Below are 14,054 nucleotides of genomic sequence, written 5' to 3'. Positions count from 1 at the left end.
GGGATTCGATCTCTGCCGCATCTGTCGCTCATGGTCTTGCGCTGCCAAGAAAGCAGCGTCAGGGGACAGCGTGCAGCGCGATCGCGCTCGCTTCATTCGCTTTACGACCTGACCACGGAACCTGTTCAGATGACGACTTCCAGCTCCGACCCTCGCGGCGTGCGCCTGCTTTGGATACTGATCTCCCTCAGCGCGATGGCGCTCGCAGGTTGTAAAGAGAACGCCGGAGCTGGCGCCGGAGGCCATCCACCGCCGCCGCAAGTCAGCGTCGCGCAGGTCGAGATCAAGCCCATCACGTAATGGGACGAATACAACGGACGCATCGAAGCCATCGAGAGCGTCGAGCTGCGCCCACGGGTGTCTGGCTACGTCGAGCGGGTCGCCTATCGCGAAGGAGACGAGGTCAAGAAGGGCGATGTGCTCTTCATGATCGATGCCCGAAGCTACCGCGCGGAACTGGCCCGGGCCCAGGCGCAATTGACCCGGGCGCGCAGCGAAGCCGGCCGCAGCAGAAGCGAGGCGCAACGTGCCAAGGTGCTGGTCGAGCAGCAGGCTGTCTCCACCGAGGCCTGGGAGCAGCGCCGCGCCGCTGACGAGTCCGCGCAGGCTGAGGTGCAGGCCGCGCAGGCTGCGGTGGAGACGGCGCAGTTGAACCTGGAGAGGACCCAAGTGCGCTCGCCCATCAACGGGCGCGCCAGCCGTGCCCGCTTTACCGCAGGCAACCTGGTGGCCGCCAGCGATGCAGCCAGTGTGCTAACCACCATCGTGTTCCAGGACAGGGTCTATACCTACTTTGAGGCCGATGAGAAGGCGTTCCTGCGCTACTCGCGCATGGCGCGCAAGGGAGAGCGCCCCAGCGAGCGAGGCGGCCAGCTGCCGGTCCAGATCGCCCTGGCGGACAAGGCGGACTTCTCTCACACCGGCACGGTGGACTTCCTCGACAACCAGGTGGACCGGGGCAGCGGCACGATCGCCGTGCGCGCGGTGCTGGACAACAAGGATCGCGTTTTCACGCCGGGCCTCTATACCCGCGTGCGACTGGTCGGCAGCGGCGAATTCTCGGCCGTGTTGATCGACGACAAGGCGGTGCTGACCGACCACGACCGTAACTACGTCTACATCGTAGACAAGGATGGACTGGCGCAGCGACGTGATGTGAAACTGGGTGGCAGTTCCCATTGGCTGCGCATCGTGCGAGGGGGGCTGGCGGCGGGCGACCGCGTGATCGTCAACGGCGCGCAGAAGGTGTTCTTGCCGGGCATGCCTGTGCAGGCCACGGCGGTGCCCATGGTGGCTGCTGCGGCGCCCGCGTCCGCCACCAAATGAAGCACCACGCCGGAGCGCGCCACCGATCGGACGTATCACACAACGAGCGGCGCGGCGCGCTTCCCCCTGGACTCCTTTCAAGGTATTAGCCCATGGACCTCTCCAAGTTCTTCATGGACAGGCCGATCTTCGCGGCTGTGCTGTCGATCGTCATCTTCGTCTCGGGCCTGCTCGCGATCCCGGCGCTGCCGATCAGCGAATATCCCAAGGTCGTGGTGCGCGCCGTGTATCCGGGCGCCAACCCCAAGGTGATTGCCGAGACCGTGGCGACACCCCTGGAGGAGCAGATCAACGGCGTCGAAGGCATGATGTACATCAAGTCTGTCGCCGGCTCCGACGGCGTGCTGGTGACCACGGTCACCTTCCGTTCTGGCATCAACGCCGATGACGCGACGGTGCGGGTACAAAACCGCGTCGCCCAGGCTCAGGCCCGGCTGCCCGCGATGTGGTGCGCCAGGGCATCACCGTCCAAAAGCAGTCCCCCGCCTTCCTGATGGTGGTGCACCTGACATCGCCCGATAAGCAGTACGACACGCTGTACCTTCGCAACTACGCCCGGCTGCACGTCAAGGACAGTTGCACATCGAGCCGCGCAAGACCGACAACGAGTAGTCCTGTCCCAAGCAGTCGGGCGTCCCGGCGTGCCGCCGTCGCGCTGTCGTGCTGCGCATTGAGCCTCGCTGCGCGAGTCTCGCCCCTGTCGGGCTTCCATCGCTGGCGCCTCCGGCCCGGCTCGCTGATCCGTGCCTGCGCGCTCCGCTTGCCGAAAACCGGCGTGCGTGGGTGGCGTGAGGGGGCGGTCTTGCTGTGTCCCTTCGCCGACGACCACGCCGCGCAGGAAGCCACGTTCTATGGTGCGCCGGAATGGCAGCGCAGCCCGTCCAAGCTGCGCGAGCGCCTGACCGAGCGCGAAATCGACGCCGCGCACGCGCTGGTGCGCTTCGTCGGGCTGGACGCCTACCGGCAGGCAGGCGGCGGCATCCGCCGCGACCTGTTCGCGGAAGGCGATGCCGGAACCTACCTCACCGATACCGCAGTGCTGGAAACGCTCGTGCGCGACAAGCTGGCAACGCTGGCCGAGGACGTGCGCGCCGAGGGCTGGGCATGGGTGGAGGCCGTGCCGCATCTGGCCTACGAGGAACGGCAGGCGTTCCAGAACGCCCCGCGCCACCGCCGCGAGCCGACCACCCGCGAGGCCCGCCGCATCGCCTCGCTGGAAACCCGCCTCGAAAAGATCGACGCCGAACTGGAAGAAGCCTGCGACGCCGAGGACGAGGCCAAGGCCGAGAAGCTGGAACAGCGGCGCGATCAGGTGGTCGGAGAACTGCAAGACGCGGAGAATGCCTTGCAAGGCTACGCCCCCGAAGTGCGCGAGGTGGCCGGTGCCATCGTCACCATCGACCGCAACGGCGAGGCTGTTATTCATCGCGGCCTGCTGCGCGAAGCCGAGGCCAAGGCGCTGCGCACGCTGGAAAAGCTGCGGCGCGGCTTCGGCAGCACCGAAGGCGAAGCCGCCAACGAGGAGCACGAGGACGCCGACGACCCGCCCAAGGCCGCGAGCCTGTCCGACCAGCTGGCGCAGCGGTTGAGCGCCCACCGCACGGCGGCGCTGCAAATCGAAGTGGCCCGGCATCCGCACGTCGCGCTGGCCGCGCTGGTGCATGGCATGGTGCAGAAGGTTTTGCAGGACAGCTACCACGGCCACGACCTGCCGCTGGGCGTGAGCCTGAAAGTGCAAGACCGGCTGGAAGGCATGGCCCCGGACTGGCCGGAGTCGCCCGCCGCTGTGGCGCTGCGCGAACTGCAACAGGTAGCCGGGGAAGCCTTGCCGGAGGACAGCGCCGAACTGTTCGCCGCGCTGCTGGCGAAGTCGCAAGACGAACTGGTGCGGCTGCTGGCCGTGTGCGTGGCTTCCACGGTGGACGTGGTGACGCCCCGTGCCACGCCGCACCAGCCCGGCGCAGAACTGGCGCAGGCCGTGGGCCTCGACATGGCCGCATGGTGGAAGCCGACCGCAGAAGGCTACTTCAAGCACGTTTCCAAGGCCGTGATTCTGGATGCCGTGGGCGCGTTTGCACCGGAATTCGTCACCCGGCTGGCGAAGCTCAAGAAGGCCGACATTGCCAGCGAGGCCGAGCGGCTGGCCGATGGCACCGGCTGGATGCCCGCCATCTTCAAGGCCGAAGGCCCGCAGGAGGCCGCGCAGGAAGAAGGCCCGGAGCAGGACGCCCCGGAGGATACCGAGGCAATGGCGGATGAACCCGCCGAGGCACTGGCCGCTTGACCCGCGCCGAAGGCAAGCGCCCCGGCCTCGACCGGGGCGCTTCGCTTTGTGTGGTGGCGCATCGAGACGAAGGAATAACCGCGATCAGCACCGCGCCCAGGCCGTTCCGCCCTGGGCGCGGTGGACGCGAAATCCGGGTGCGACAGTGGCCGCGCCCGGTGTTCAAGGCCAATAGCCGAATTAAAACGCCGCCGCCTTCGCGCTGGCTCAGGCGGCGGCGTTGAAGGCATCGCTGTAGTGCGCGATGCCTTCCGGCACTGTCCCATGCAGGGCCAGCGCCATGAAATAGCCGGGCGGCACGCCCGGCAGTTGCAAGCCCGCATGGGCCTGGAAGCCAAAGCGCGTGTAGTACGTTGGATCTCCCAGCAGCACGCAGCCTGCGGCCTGCATAGCCCGCAGTTCAGACAGCGCCTGTTCCATCAGGCGCGAACCGATGCCTCGCCCCTGCCTTGGCGGCAGGACGGAGATCGGCCCCAACCCATACCAGCCCTCGGTCTTTCGCCTGTGCTCATGGGTGATCGTTACTGGCGACAGCGCGACGTGACCGACGACGCGCCCATGTTCTTCGGCCACGATGGAAAGCGTCAGTTCGTTGGCGGCACGCAAGGCGCGCACGATGAATTGCTCGGTGTGGCTGGTGTGTGGTGCATCAGCGAAGGCGGCGGTCGTGACCGCTTCGATGGCGGCAATGTCGTCGGCGGTTTCGTGTCGGAGCTGGATGGTCAGGGTGTGCCACATGAGATTCAGACGCCCATCGCCATGACCCAGCCCACCAGCCCGGCTAACAGCACCACGAGCGCCGGCGGCACGCGCCCCACCGTCAGCAGTCCGAACGAGAGCAGCGCCAGCCCAAAATCCGCCTTGCTGTGGATGGCACTCGTCCATACCGGGTCATAGAGGGCGGACACCAGAATACCGACCACGCCGGCGTTGATGCCGGCCATGGCCGTCTGGATGCCCGCGCGGTGGCGCAGCCCTTCCCAGAACGGCAGTGCACCGACCAGCATGAAAAAAGCGGGGAGGAAGATCGTGCCCAGGAGTGCCAGCCCGCCGATCCAGCCATGCAGCGGTCCGTGGGCGACCGCGCCGAGGTAGGCCGAGAAAGTGAACAGCGGCCCCGGCACGGCCTGCGCCGCACCGTAGCCGGCCAGGAAGTCGGCATTGCTCACGACGCCGCTGGGCACCACCGAGGCCTGCAGCAGCGGCAGCACAACGTGTCCACCGCCGAAGACCAGTGCACCGGAGCGGTACACCCCTTCCAGCAGGGCTATCGTGGACGAGTCCGTGGCTGCCGCCCACAGGGGCAGCCCGACGAGCGGTGCGGCAAACAGCAGCAGCGCCACGATGCCCAGCTTGCGCGAGACGGGGTAGCTGTGGGCGTGGCCGCCGCCGGGTTGCGCGATCTTCAATGTCCACCAGCCCAGCAGCCCTGCCACCGCGATGGCGGCAAGCTGTCCCGCGGCCGAGGGCAGGACCATGGTCAGCAGCGCCGCCAGAATGGCCAGCGCGGCGCGCGGCCGGTCCGGGCACAACGACTTGGCCATCCCCCAGACCGCTTGCGCCACGATGGCCACGGCGACGACCTTGAGCCCGTGCACCCAGCCGGACTGGGCCAGCCCCTGGTACTCGGCGATGCCAAAGGCGAACAGGATCAGCGCAATCGCCGATGGCAAGGTGAATCCGGCCCAGGCCGCCAGCAGCCCCAGCCAGCCCGCGCGGCCCAACCCCAGCGCCATACCGACCTGGCTGCTGGCCGGCCCCGGCAGGAACTGGCACAGGGCGACCAGATCGGAGTAGCTGCGGTCATCCAGCCAGCGGCGACGCTCGACGAACTCCGAGCGGAAATAGCCCAGATGCGCGATCGGCCCGCCGAAGGAGGTCAGCCCCAGCTTGAGGAAGGCGCCGAAGACTTCGACGGGTGAGCCGCGCGCGGCAGCGGCCTCATGCTGCAAGGTGTTGGTGGAATCTGTCATTTGTGCATCGCCTCCCCGGTGAACTCCCGGATGCGGTCCTTGGCCAGCGCCAAGCCTTCCTTGCCCTTGGGCGTGATCGTGTAGAGCTTGCGCACGGTGCGCCCTTCACGCTCCTGGCGGGAGACGAGGTAGCCGTCGCGCTCCATCTTGTGCAGCATCGGGTACAGCGTTCCGGGGGAGAGGCGGTAGCCGTGGTGGGCCAGCTCGTCGATCATCCATTGCCCGTAGATCTCCTGCTCGGCTGCGTGGTGCAGCACATGCAGGCGGATCAGCCCCGACAGCAGGTCGTGGTGCTCCATGGCACGTGGAGTAGGTTTCTCTTTCATATCGAATATCGATAACGAAATTCGATAATACCAGCCTCACTTCAGATTGCCTGCCGCTTGTGCGGGAGGTCTCAGACCCTGCGACCCTCCGCATCCACCACGGCTTCGCCGTCTTCCTTGCGGAACGCGCCGCGCTGCGGCTGCGGCAGGATGTCCAGCACGGCCTCTGAGGGCCGGCACAGGCGCGTGCCCAGCGGGGTCACCACGATGGGCCGGTTGATGAGGATGGGGTGCTGGAGCATGAAGCCAATCAACTGCTCGTCACCCCACTTCGGGTCATCGAGGCCCAATTCCGCATAGGGCGTACCCTTCTCACGCAGCACGGCGCGCATTGGCGCGCCCATGTCCGTGATCAGGCGTTGCAGCGTTTCGCGGTCAGGCGGTGTCTTCAGGTATTCGATAACGTTCGGCTCTTCGCCGCTGTTGCGGATCAGAGCCAGCACGTTGCGCGACGTGCCGCAGGTGGGGTTGTGGTAAATGGTGATGTTGCTCATGAGTCGTGTCTTGGTTATCCGCGGGCAGGGTTCGGGCCGCACTCATACCAGCCCTTGCTTTGGTTGACGATCCGAACGACCAGTAGCATGACTGGCACCTCGATCAGCACGCCGACCACGGTGGCCAGCGCGGCGCCGGACTGGAAGCCGAACAGGCTGATGGCGGCGGCTACGGCAAGCTCGAAGAAGTTGCTGGCGCCGATCAGCGCCGAAGGACAAGCGATGCTGTGCTGCTCGCCCGCCTTGCGGTTGAGCCAGTAGGCCAGGCCGGAGTTGAAGAACACCTGGATCAGGATCGGAACGGCCAGCATGGCGATGACCAGTGGCTGGCGGATGATGGCCTCGCCCTGGAAGGCGAACAGCAGCACCAGCGTGAGCAGCAGCGCCGCGATGGACAGCGGCCCGATGCGCTCCAGCGCCCGGTCGAAGGCGGCTTGGCCCTTGCTCAGCAGGGCGCGGCGCCAGAACTGGGCCAGGATGACGGGAATCACGATGTACAGGCCGACCGATACCAGCAGCGTGGCCCACGGCACCGTGATGGACGATAGGCCCAGCAGCAGGCCGACGATGGGCGCGAAGGCGAACACCATGATGGTGTCGTTCAGCGCGACCTGCGACAGCGTGAACACAGGATCGCCCCCGGTCAGCCGGCTCCAGACGAACACCATGGCTGTGCAAGGTGCGGCGGCCAGCAAGATCAGGCCCGCGACATAGCTGTCGAGCTGGTCGGCGGGGAGCCACTGCGCGAAGACCTGGCGGATGAAGATCCACGCCAGCAACGCCATCGAGAATGGTTTGACGGCCCAGTTGATGAACAGCGTCACGCCGATGCCGCGCCAGTGCTGCTTGACCTGGCCGAGAGCGCCGAAGTCCACCTTGAGCAGCATGGGAATGATCATCACCCAGATCAGCAGGCCCACGGGCAGGTTGACCTGAGCCACTTCCGTGCGGCCGATGGCCTGGAACACGCCCGGCGCGAACTGGCCGAGCGCGATACCGGCGACGATGCACAGCAGCACCCACACGCTCAGGTAGCGCTCGAAGACGCTCATGGTGGGGGCGGCCGGCACGCGGCCGGCCGTTTGGGTTCCAACACTCATCGCGCCAACCTCACTTCGTACCAATGCTGCGCAGCTCGTGCTGCAGCGACATGGCATCCAGGCGCTGAATCGGCAGCGACAGGAACAATTCGATGCGTCGGCGCAGCGTCAGCGCCGCATCCGTGAACGCCTTGCGCTTCTGCTCGTCGGTGCCTTCAACGGCTGCAGGATCAGGCACACCCCAATGCGCCGACATCGGGCGCCCCGGCCACACGGGGCAGACCTCGCCGGCGGCGTTGTCGCAGACCGTGAAGATGAAATCCAGCTCCGGCGCACCGGGCGCCGCGAACTCGTCCCAGTTCTTGCTGCGGTAGCCGGCGGTCGGCATGTGCAGCCGCTCCAGCGTGGCGAGCGCCAGTGGGTGGACTTCGCCCTTGGGGTGGCTGCCCGCCGAGTAGGCGCGAAAGCGCCCCTGGCCCAATTCATTGAGGATGCCTTCGGCCAGGATGGAGCGGGCCGAGTTACCCGTGCAGATGAACAGGGCGTTGTAGGTCTTGTCGGTGGTCATGGGTATCTCACATCAGCAGCAGGAGGAAGCCGGCTTCACCGCAACGCCCACCGGCTTGCCGCGCACCGGGGTACAGCACGCTGCGGCGGAAGTCGCTGCAGGCGCCGCTTCGTTAAAGACCGGAATGTTGCCCAGCGTGTGGAAGTGCTCCCAGGCCACGCCCTGCGGATCGGTGATCCAGTGCTTCTCGCTGCGCGCGTAGCAGCAGGTCGTGGTGCCCTCGTCCAGCAGCGTCATGTCGGCCGCCTCGGCGCGGGCCTTCAGCACCGCCAATTCCTCGGCATCGTCGGTCTGGATACCCAGGTGGTCGATGCCCGGCTTGTTGCCACGTGTGGAGATGGCGAAGTTGACCGGCGGGTCTTCGAGCATCCATTTGGCGTAGTCGCCTTCGACGCGCGCGGGCTGCGCGGCGAACAGTTGGGAATAGAAGCCGATGCTGCGGTTCAGGTCATCGACGTGAAGGTGGACGTGAAAGCGCTTCATGGGGGTGATCCTTTCAGCAGGAAGTACAGGCAGAGGAGGATTCGGTGACCTCGCACGCGCCGCCCTGGCAGCAGTGCTCGGTCAGATAGCCGAGCAGCCCATTCATCTGGGTGAAGTCGGCGCGGTAGATCAGGTTGCGGCCCTGCTGCTCGATGGTGACCAGGCCGGCATGGGCCAGTTCTTTCAGGTGGAAGGACAGGGAGTTGCGGGCCACGTCGAGCTGGTCGGCGAGGACGCTGGGTGTCAGCCCTTCGGGGCCGGCGACCACCAGGGCGCGGAACACGCGCAGCCGCTGGGTATGGGCCAGGGCGCCGAGGGCGGAAATGGCTTGGGTCTCGTTCATGATTCGATAATACAACATTTATTGAATCATTGGCAAAACGCTTCAATTGAATGGAGCCTGCGCGCTTGCGAGGCTTGACTTTCAAGACAGTTGCTCACGCCTTCGCGCCTGCGGCGCTGCGCGCTTCGCTTGCCTCCAGGGGAAAGCCCTGCGGGCTATCCCCGCCGCGCGATGCTTGGCGCCCCTCGATGCCGCCGAACCGGCTGCGCCGGATCGGCCCGGCCAGCGCCCCGCCGCGATGGACGGGACGCTGGCGAACACGCTGGCGCTTGCTGCGGCAGGTTGTGCAGGTGCGTGCCGTCCTCAACGCGGTTCAGGGACAACCCGCCCGGCATCGCTATGGAGCTTCCACGCCACGCCTCAAGACCGGCGCTGCAAGGCATGGCGGGGCGTTCTCGCCTGTCGTTGTGGGGTTGACCTGGCCCGCGTCAGCGGGCGAGTCGGAGAAGCCTTCGGGCGGGGTGCAGTGGTCAAGTTTTAGTGGACACCTGCATAGGTAGTTTTGGCGGTTGGCTGCGTTCATATGCAGCCGGCGCCTGATAGCAGTACCTTGATCTTGATCAATAAGACTCTCTGTACCCAGCTACGGGTACATATACCCGCGCAACGAACCAGCAGACCAACTTCCAACTCACCTCAGGGGCTCAGCGCACACAGCCAGGTCTGCGCGCGATCGAGGCGCCGAGCAGGCAGACGTTCGGCACTGACCGCTGAGGCTATCGACGATCGGTGACCGGATCACGACCGAGCAAAGGCCCCCGCGCGCGGTGTGGACGTAGCGATGGGATACACAAGCGCATGATGTCGGCGCCTGCCGCTAGGACTGGGCACGTGGCAGTCACGGAGAAAAAATGTCCCGCTCGCGTAGCAACGTGGCCGGCCGGGTAGATCCCAGAATCAGGCAAAGAGATACGCCAGTTGGCTGGACGGACCGCAGCGCCCTCGGACTACTGCCGCAGATGGGGCAATACCAAGTCAAACCTGGTGACAAGCTCACTGGAGGTCACGGCAACGGAGCCACCATGTGCCTCCGCAATCGATTTCACGATGGCAAGGCCAAGACCGGCGCCCGCCGTATTTCGTTGCCGTGCCGGATCAACTCGGTAGAAGCGGTTGAAGAGCTTTGGTAGATCGCGCTCAGGAATTCTCTCACCGGGATTGACCACACTGATCGTTGTCCACTGCTCGTCCTGCGAAAGCAAGACCGTGATGCTCTTGCCGCGAGGCGTGTGTCGAATTGCATTCGAGAGAAGATTGTTCAGCGCCCGGGTGAGCATTTCCCGATCCGCCGCTATGCTGCCGATCGCCCCTTTAACACCAAGCGTAATGCCGCTATCTTCTGCCAGCGCCTCGAAATAGTCGAACAGACTCCGCACCAATTCGGACAGATCAATGGTAGACAGACGCAAGTTGCGGGGATCATTTTCCGTTTGGGCAAGAAACAGCATGTCACCAATCATGCGTCCCATCCGATCAAACTCTTCCAAATTTGAATAGAGGATTTCTCTGTATTCCTCGTTGCTGCGCGGCTGGCCAAGCGCCACGTGAGTCTGCGTGACCAGGTTGGTGACGGGCGTGCGCAACTCGTGCGCGATGTCTGCGGAAAAGTGTGATAGCCGGGTGAAGCCTTCCTCGATTCTCGCCAACATATCGTTGAAGGCGAATACCAGTTCCGCCAGTTCGATCGGCACATCCCGAGGATCCAGCCTCACATCCAGCTTTGAAGAGCGAATCGCCCGAATCTCTTCATTGACCTTGCGAATCGGCAGGTGGCCCCACTGCACCGCCAGCCAAGCCACACCGAGCGCCAGGCACATGACCAAGCCGGTTGCCCACCAGAGCATGCGCTTGAACTCCGCCAGGAAGTCGAGATGAAAGCCGATGTCCATGGCAGCGACGATGCGGTAGCCGGGCGCCGCTGAATCGTCAGCAGGCAGTTGCAGCACCACACCTCGATATGACCTCTGATCCTCCTGCCACACGATCAAATCGTCAGCGGTGATGCGGTTGACCAACTTTTTGCTACTGGCAAGTTTAGACAGGTCAGGACCGGGCGTGGCATAGATGCTATTGCCAGCCCCATCGTAGACGCCGTACGTCATCCCATGATGTCCTGCGACTGCGTTGGCCAAGTGTTGCTTCAGTTCGTCGCTTGCGATGTCACTTGCAAGCTGGTGCAAGGGCTGAGCCAAAGCGGTTGTCACTGCCTCCAGTTCGTGGGCATCCTGTTGAGCAAAGTGGTGCTCCAACGACCGGAGAATGACCCAATTGAACACAAGAAACACCAAGGTCGTGGCGATACCAACGAGGGCCGTGACCCTCAATGCAAGCGACGCTGGACGGCTTTGCCGCGGCTTATGGCGCAGGGGCATCATCGGGCGCATCGAGCGTGTATCCCATTCCACGCACGGTGTGGATGAGCTTCGGATTGAACGCATCGTCTATCTTCGCGCGTAGACGGCGGATGGCTACATCGATGACGTTGCTGTCGCTGTCGAAATTCATGTCCCATACCTGCGACGCGATCAGAGACCGTGGAAGGACCTCCCCCTGGCGACGGGCCAGGAGCTCAAGCAACGCGAACTCCTTGCTGGTGAGATTGATGCGTTGGCCAGCGCGCGTTGCGCGCCGGCGCGCCAAGTCCAGCACCAAATCGGCAACCTGGATGCGATCAGGCTGGCTCGGAGCGCTTCCGCGTCGCAGCAGCGTCCGCACCCGCGCCAGCAACTCAGAGAACGCGAATGGCTTGACGAGGTAGTCGTCCGCTCCCAGTTCCAATCCCTTGACACGGTCGTCTACACCGCCACGCGCCGTCAGAAAGAGCACAGGGACCTGTTTACCGGCATCTCGAAGGGCACGCACGATGCGCCAGCCATCGACATCCGGCAGCATGACATCCAAGACCACCAGATCGTATGTCTCGCCCATGGCCAGGTGGTGTCCGTCCAATCCGTTGCGCGCTAGATCCACGACGAATCCCGCCTCCATGAGACCTTGGCGGACGTAATCCGCCGTCTTGTTCTCGTCTTCAACGACCAGCAGTTTCATCGCATGTCCCATGAAATCGCTACGGCGCGGAAAAATAGCCGCTCACGATGTACGCATTCATCCACTTTCAATCAGCAATTTACTGGTTGCCAGCTTCCACGAACATGACACGAACATTACATGAATGTAATTCAGGGGTCATTCGATGGAAAGTGCCCAACCCATAGCATGACCTGCATTGCGTCGAACTGTGCCGCTCAGGATGGGGTGGCGTTTAGAACGACTTCCGAGTCATCTATGGAGGATTTCAGGCCATGCCGCCTCGTTCACCCTTTTTTATCGTGCCCACACAGGGCCTTTCTCGTCGGCGTTTCGTCCAAGGGTTAGCCGCCGGCGGCGTTCTCGCTGGGCTGTCCACGCCGGCGTTCAAGGCATTTGCCCAGCAAGGCTCCGCGACGCGCGGTGCCGCCCCTGTGCTGAAGGGCACCGAGTTCGACTTGGTGATCGCCGAATCGCCCGTGAACTTCACGGGCAAGCCAGGCGTGGCTACGACCATCAACGGCTCGCTGCCGGCACCGACATTGCGTTGGCGCGAGGGTGACACCGTCACAATCCGTGTAACCAACAAGCTGCGTGAAGCCACATCCATTCACTGGCACGGGATCATCCTGCCGTATCAGATGGATGGCGTGCCGGGCATCAGCTTCAATGGCATCGCTCCCGGCGAGACCTTCACGTACCGCTTCAAGGTTCAGCAGAGCGGCTCCTACTGGTACCACTCGCACTCCGGCTTCCAGGAACTCACGGGCATGTACGGGGCGATCATCATCGACCCCGCTGGCGCCGAGACCATCCACGCCGACCGTGACCACGTGCTGCTGTTCTCGGATTGGACCGACGAAGACCCGATGCGGGTGTTCACCAAGCTCAAGTCCCAAAGCGACTATTACAACTACAACCAACCTACCGTCTTCGACTTCTTCCGGGACGCCTCGCGCGAAGGCACGGCCGCTGCGATCGACAAGCGCAAGATGTGGAACGAGATGCGGATGAATCCGACGGATCTCGCAGATCTGTCTGCCGCCACGCTGACCTATCTGGCCAACGGCGTCACCCCCGCCGGCAATTGGACGGCGCTGTTCCGACCGGGTGAGCGCGTGCGGCTGCGCATGGTCAACGGTGCGGGCAACACCTTCTACGACGTACGCATTCCAGGACTGAAACTCACGGTGGTGCACGTCGATGGTGTTGACGTGGAGCCGGTGACCGTCGATGAGTTCCGATTCGGTCCTGGCGAAACCGTCGACGTGATCGTCCAGCCACGGGATGACGCTTACACGATCTTCGCCCAGGCGATGGACCGGACAGGCTACGCGCGTGCCACGCTGGCCGTGCGTGAAGGTCTTCAAGCTCCCGTGCCTGCCCTCGATCCGGTCGAATGGCTGACCATGAACGACATGATGGGCGGCATGATGGGGGGCATGGACCATGGCGGGTCCGGCCAGGCCATGGAGATGACCGGGATGACGGGCATGACGGGCATGACCGGGATGACCGGGATGGGCTCGGGTTCGATGTCCGGGATGGATCATGGGGCGATGGCAGGCATGAATCACGGCGCCATGAACCACGGTGGCATGGCGATGGATCACAGCCAACACGCCGCGGCGGCGGGGGGACTGGCCGTGCCCAGCACTACTGCTCGCCACGCTCGCACCGAGTATGGTGCCAGCACGGACATGCGCGTTGACATGGCGCGCACCAACCTCGATGACCCCGGCATCGGACTGCGCAACAACGGTCGGCGCGTGTTGACCCTCGCGGATCTGCATACCCCGTCGGGGCCGCTGGACAAGAGAGGCCCCGGCCGGGAGGTCGAACTGCACCTCACGGGCAACATGGAACGCTACGCATGGTCCCTGGACGGGCTGGAGTTCGGAAAGTCCACGCCGGTGCACTTCAAACACGGCGAGCGGCTGCGGGTCATTCTGCACAACGACACCATGATGACCCATCCCATGCACCTGCACGGCATGTGGAGCGAGCTGGAAAGCCCCGACGGTCGCTTCCTTGCGCGCCGCCACACCCTGCCGGTGCAGCCGGCACAACGCATCAGCTTCCTGGTGACAGCCGACGCGCTCGGCCGCTGGGCGTGGCACTGCCACCTGATGTTCCACATGGATGCCGGCATGTTCCGCGAAGTCGTGGTGTCTTGAACCCAGCGCACAA

At 64.5% G+C, this 14,054-nt stretch carries 11 protein-coding genes and 3 pseudogenes; 4 read left to right on the top strand and 10 right to left on the bottom strand.

The annotated features are described in order from the left end of the window. Positions 1 to 129: 129 nt before the first annotated feature. From WDC87_RS06290 to WDC87_RS06280, 3 pseudogenes are all read left to right on the top strand, one after another. Positions 130 to 1,326: pseudogene (locus WDC87_RS06290) on the top strand (efflux RND transporter periplasmic adaptor subunit). Between the two features lie 92 nt (positions 1,327 to 1,418). Next, positions 1,419 to 1,864: pseudogene (locus WDC87_RS06285) on the top strand (efflux RND transporter permease subunit); the annotation flags it as partial. A gap of 282 nt (positions 1,865 to 2,146) precedes the next feature. Beyond that, a pseudogene (locus tag WDC87_RS06280) lies at positions 2,147 to 3,610 on the top strand (chromosome partitioning protein ParB); the annotation flags it as partial. A 207-nt stretch (positions 3,611 to 3,817) separates the two neighbouring features. Here WDC87_RS06280 and WDC87_RS06275 read toward each other — a convergent pair. From WDC87_RS06275 to WDC87_RS06230, 10 genes are all read right to left on the bottom strand, one after another. Then, positions 3,818 to 4,348 carry an N-acetyltransferase gene (locus WDC87_RS06275; RefSeq protein WP_003107230.1) on the bottom strand — a complete coding sequence of 177 codons (531 nt, stop codon included), beginning with the start codon at positions 4,346 to 4,348 and terminating at the stop codon, positions 3,818 to 3,820. Positions 4,349 to 4,353: 5 nt separating this feature from the next. Then, entirely contained in the window at positions 4,354 to 5,583 is a 1,230-nt protein-coding gene (gene chrA / locus WDC87_RS06270) for a chromate efflux transporter (protein WP_003107233.1), read from the bottom strand. Continuing rightward, the gene (locus tag WDC87_RS06265; protein WP_003107234.1) at positions 5,580 to 5,882 is read right to left on the bottom strand and encodes a PadR family transcriptional regulator; all 303 of its coding nucleotides are present in this window, start codon (positions 5,880 to 5,882) and stop codon (positions 5,580 to 5,582) included. The genes chrA and WDC87_RS06265 overlap by 4 nt, the downstream gene beginning before the upstream one ends. A gap of 98 nt (positions 5,883 to 5,980) precedes the next feature. Beyond that, on the bottom strand, positions 5,981 to 6,403 hold the full coding sequence (arsC, locus tag WDC87_RS06260; protein WP_003107236.1) for an arsenate reductase (glutaredoxin): 423 nt from the start codon (positions 6,401 to 6,403) through the stop codon (positions 5,981 to 5,983). A gap of 14 nt (positions 6,404 to 6,417) precedes the next feature. Beyond that, positions 6,418 to 7,503 (bottom strand): ACR3 family arsenite efflux transporter, encoded by a 1,086-nt coding sequence (gene arsB, locus WDC87_RS06255; protein WP_003109696.1) that lies wholly within the window; start codon positions 7,501 to 7,503, stop codon positions 6,418 to 6,420. A 10-nt stretch (positions 7,504 to 7,513) separates the two neighbouring features. Further along, positions 7,514 to 8,011, bottom strand: coding sequence for an arsenate reductase ArsC (locus WDC87_RS06250; RefSeq protein ID WP_003107241.1), 498 nt, complete (start codon positions 8,009 to 8,011; stop codon positions 7,514 to 7,516). 12 nt (positions 8,012 to 8,023) lie between these two features. Next, positions 8,024 to 8,494 (bottom strand): ArsI/CadI family heavy metal resistance metalloenzyme, encoded by a 471-nt coding sequence (locus WDC87_RS06245; RefSeq protein WP_003107243.1) that lies wholly within the window; start codon positions 8,492 to 8,494, stop codon positions 8,024 to 8,026. Between the two features lie 13 nt (positions 8,495 to 8,507). Next, complete coding sequence (locus tag WDC87_RS06240) at positions 8,508 to 8,837, bottom strand: helix-turn-helix domain-containing protein (RefSeq protein WP_003116799.1); 330 nt, start codon at positions 8,835 to 8,837, stop codon at positions 8,508 to 8,510. 947 nt (positions 8,838 to 9,784) lie between these two features. Further along, positions 9,785 to 11,221 carry a Cu(+)/Ag(+) sensor histidine kinase gene (locus tag WDC87_RS06235; RefSeq protein WP_003097498.1) on the bottom strand — a complete coding sequence of 479 codons (1,437 nt, stop codon included), beginning with the start codon at positions 11,219 to 11,221 and terminating at the stop codon, positions 9,785 to 9,787. Continuing rightward, positions 11,193 to 11,885 (bottom strand): heavy metal response regulator transcription factor, encoded by a 693-nt coding sequence (locus WDC87_RS06230; RefSeq protein WP_003097513.1) that lies wholly within the window; start codon positions 11,883 to 11,885, stop codon positions 11,193 to 11,195. Before WDC87_RS06230 ends, WDC87_RS06235 begins: the two co-directional genes overlap by 29 nt. A gap of 254 nt (positions 11,886 to 12,139) precedes the next feature. Here WDC87_RS06230 and WDC87_RS06225 point away from each other — a divergent pair, with 254 nt between their 5' ends. Continuing rightward, a complete protein-coding gene (locus tag WDC87_RS06225; RefSeq protein ID WP_003097515.1) occupies positions 12,140 to 14,041 on the top strand; it encodes a copper resistance system multicopper oxidase in 1,902 nt (633 codons plus the stop codon). The last annotated feature ends 13 nt before the right edge of the window (positions 14,042 to 14,054 follow it).

The organism is Stenotrophomonas maltophilia group sp. Smal12 (genome assembly GCF_037079935.1).
In the GTDB taxonomy this organism is placed as follows: domain Bacteria; phylum Pseudomonadota; class Gammaproteobacteria; order Xanthomonadales; family Xanthomonadaceae; genus Stenotrophomonas; species Stenotrophomonas sepilia.
This window is presented reverse-complemented; position numbering and strand designations above follow the sequence as displayed.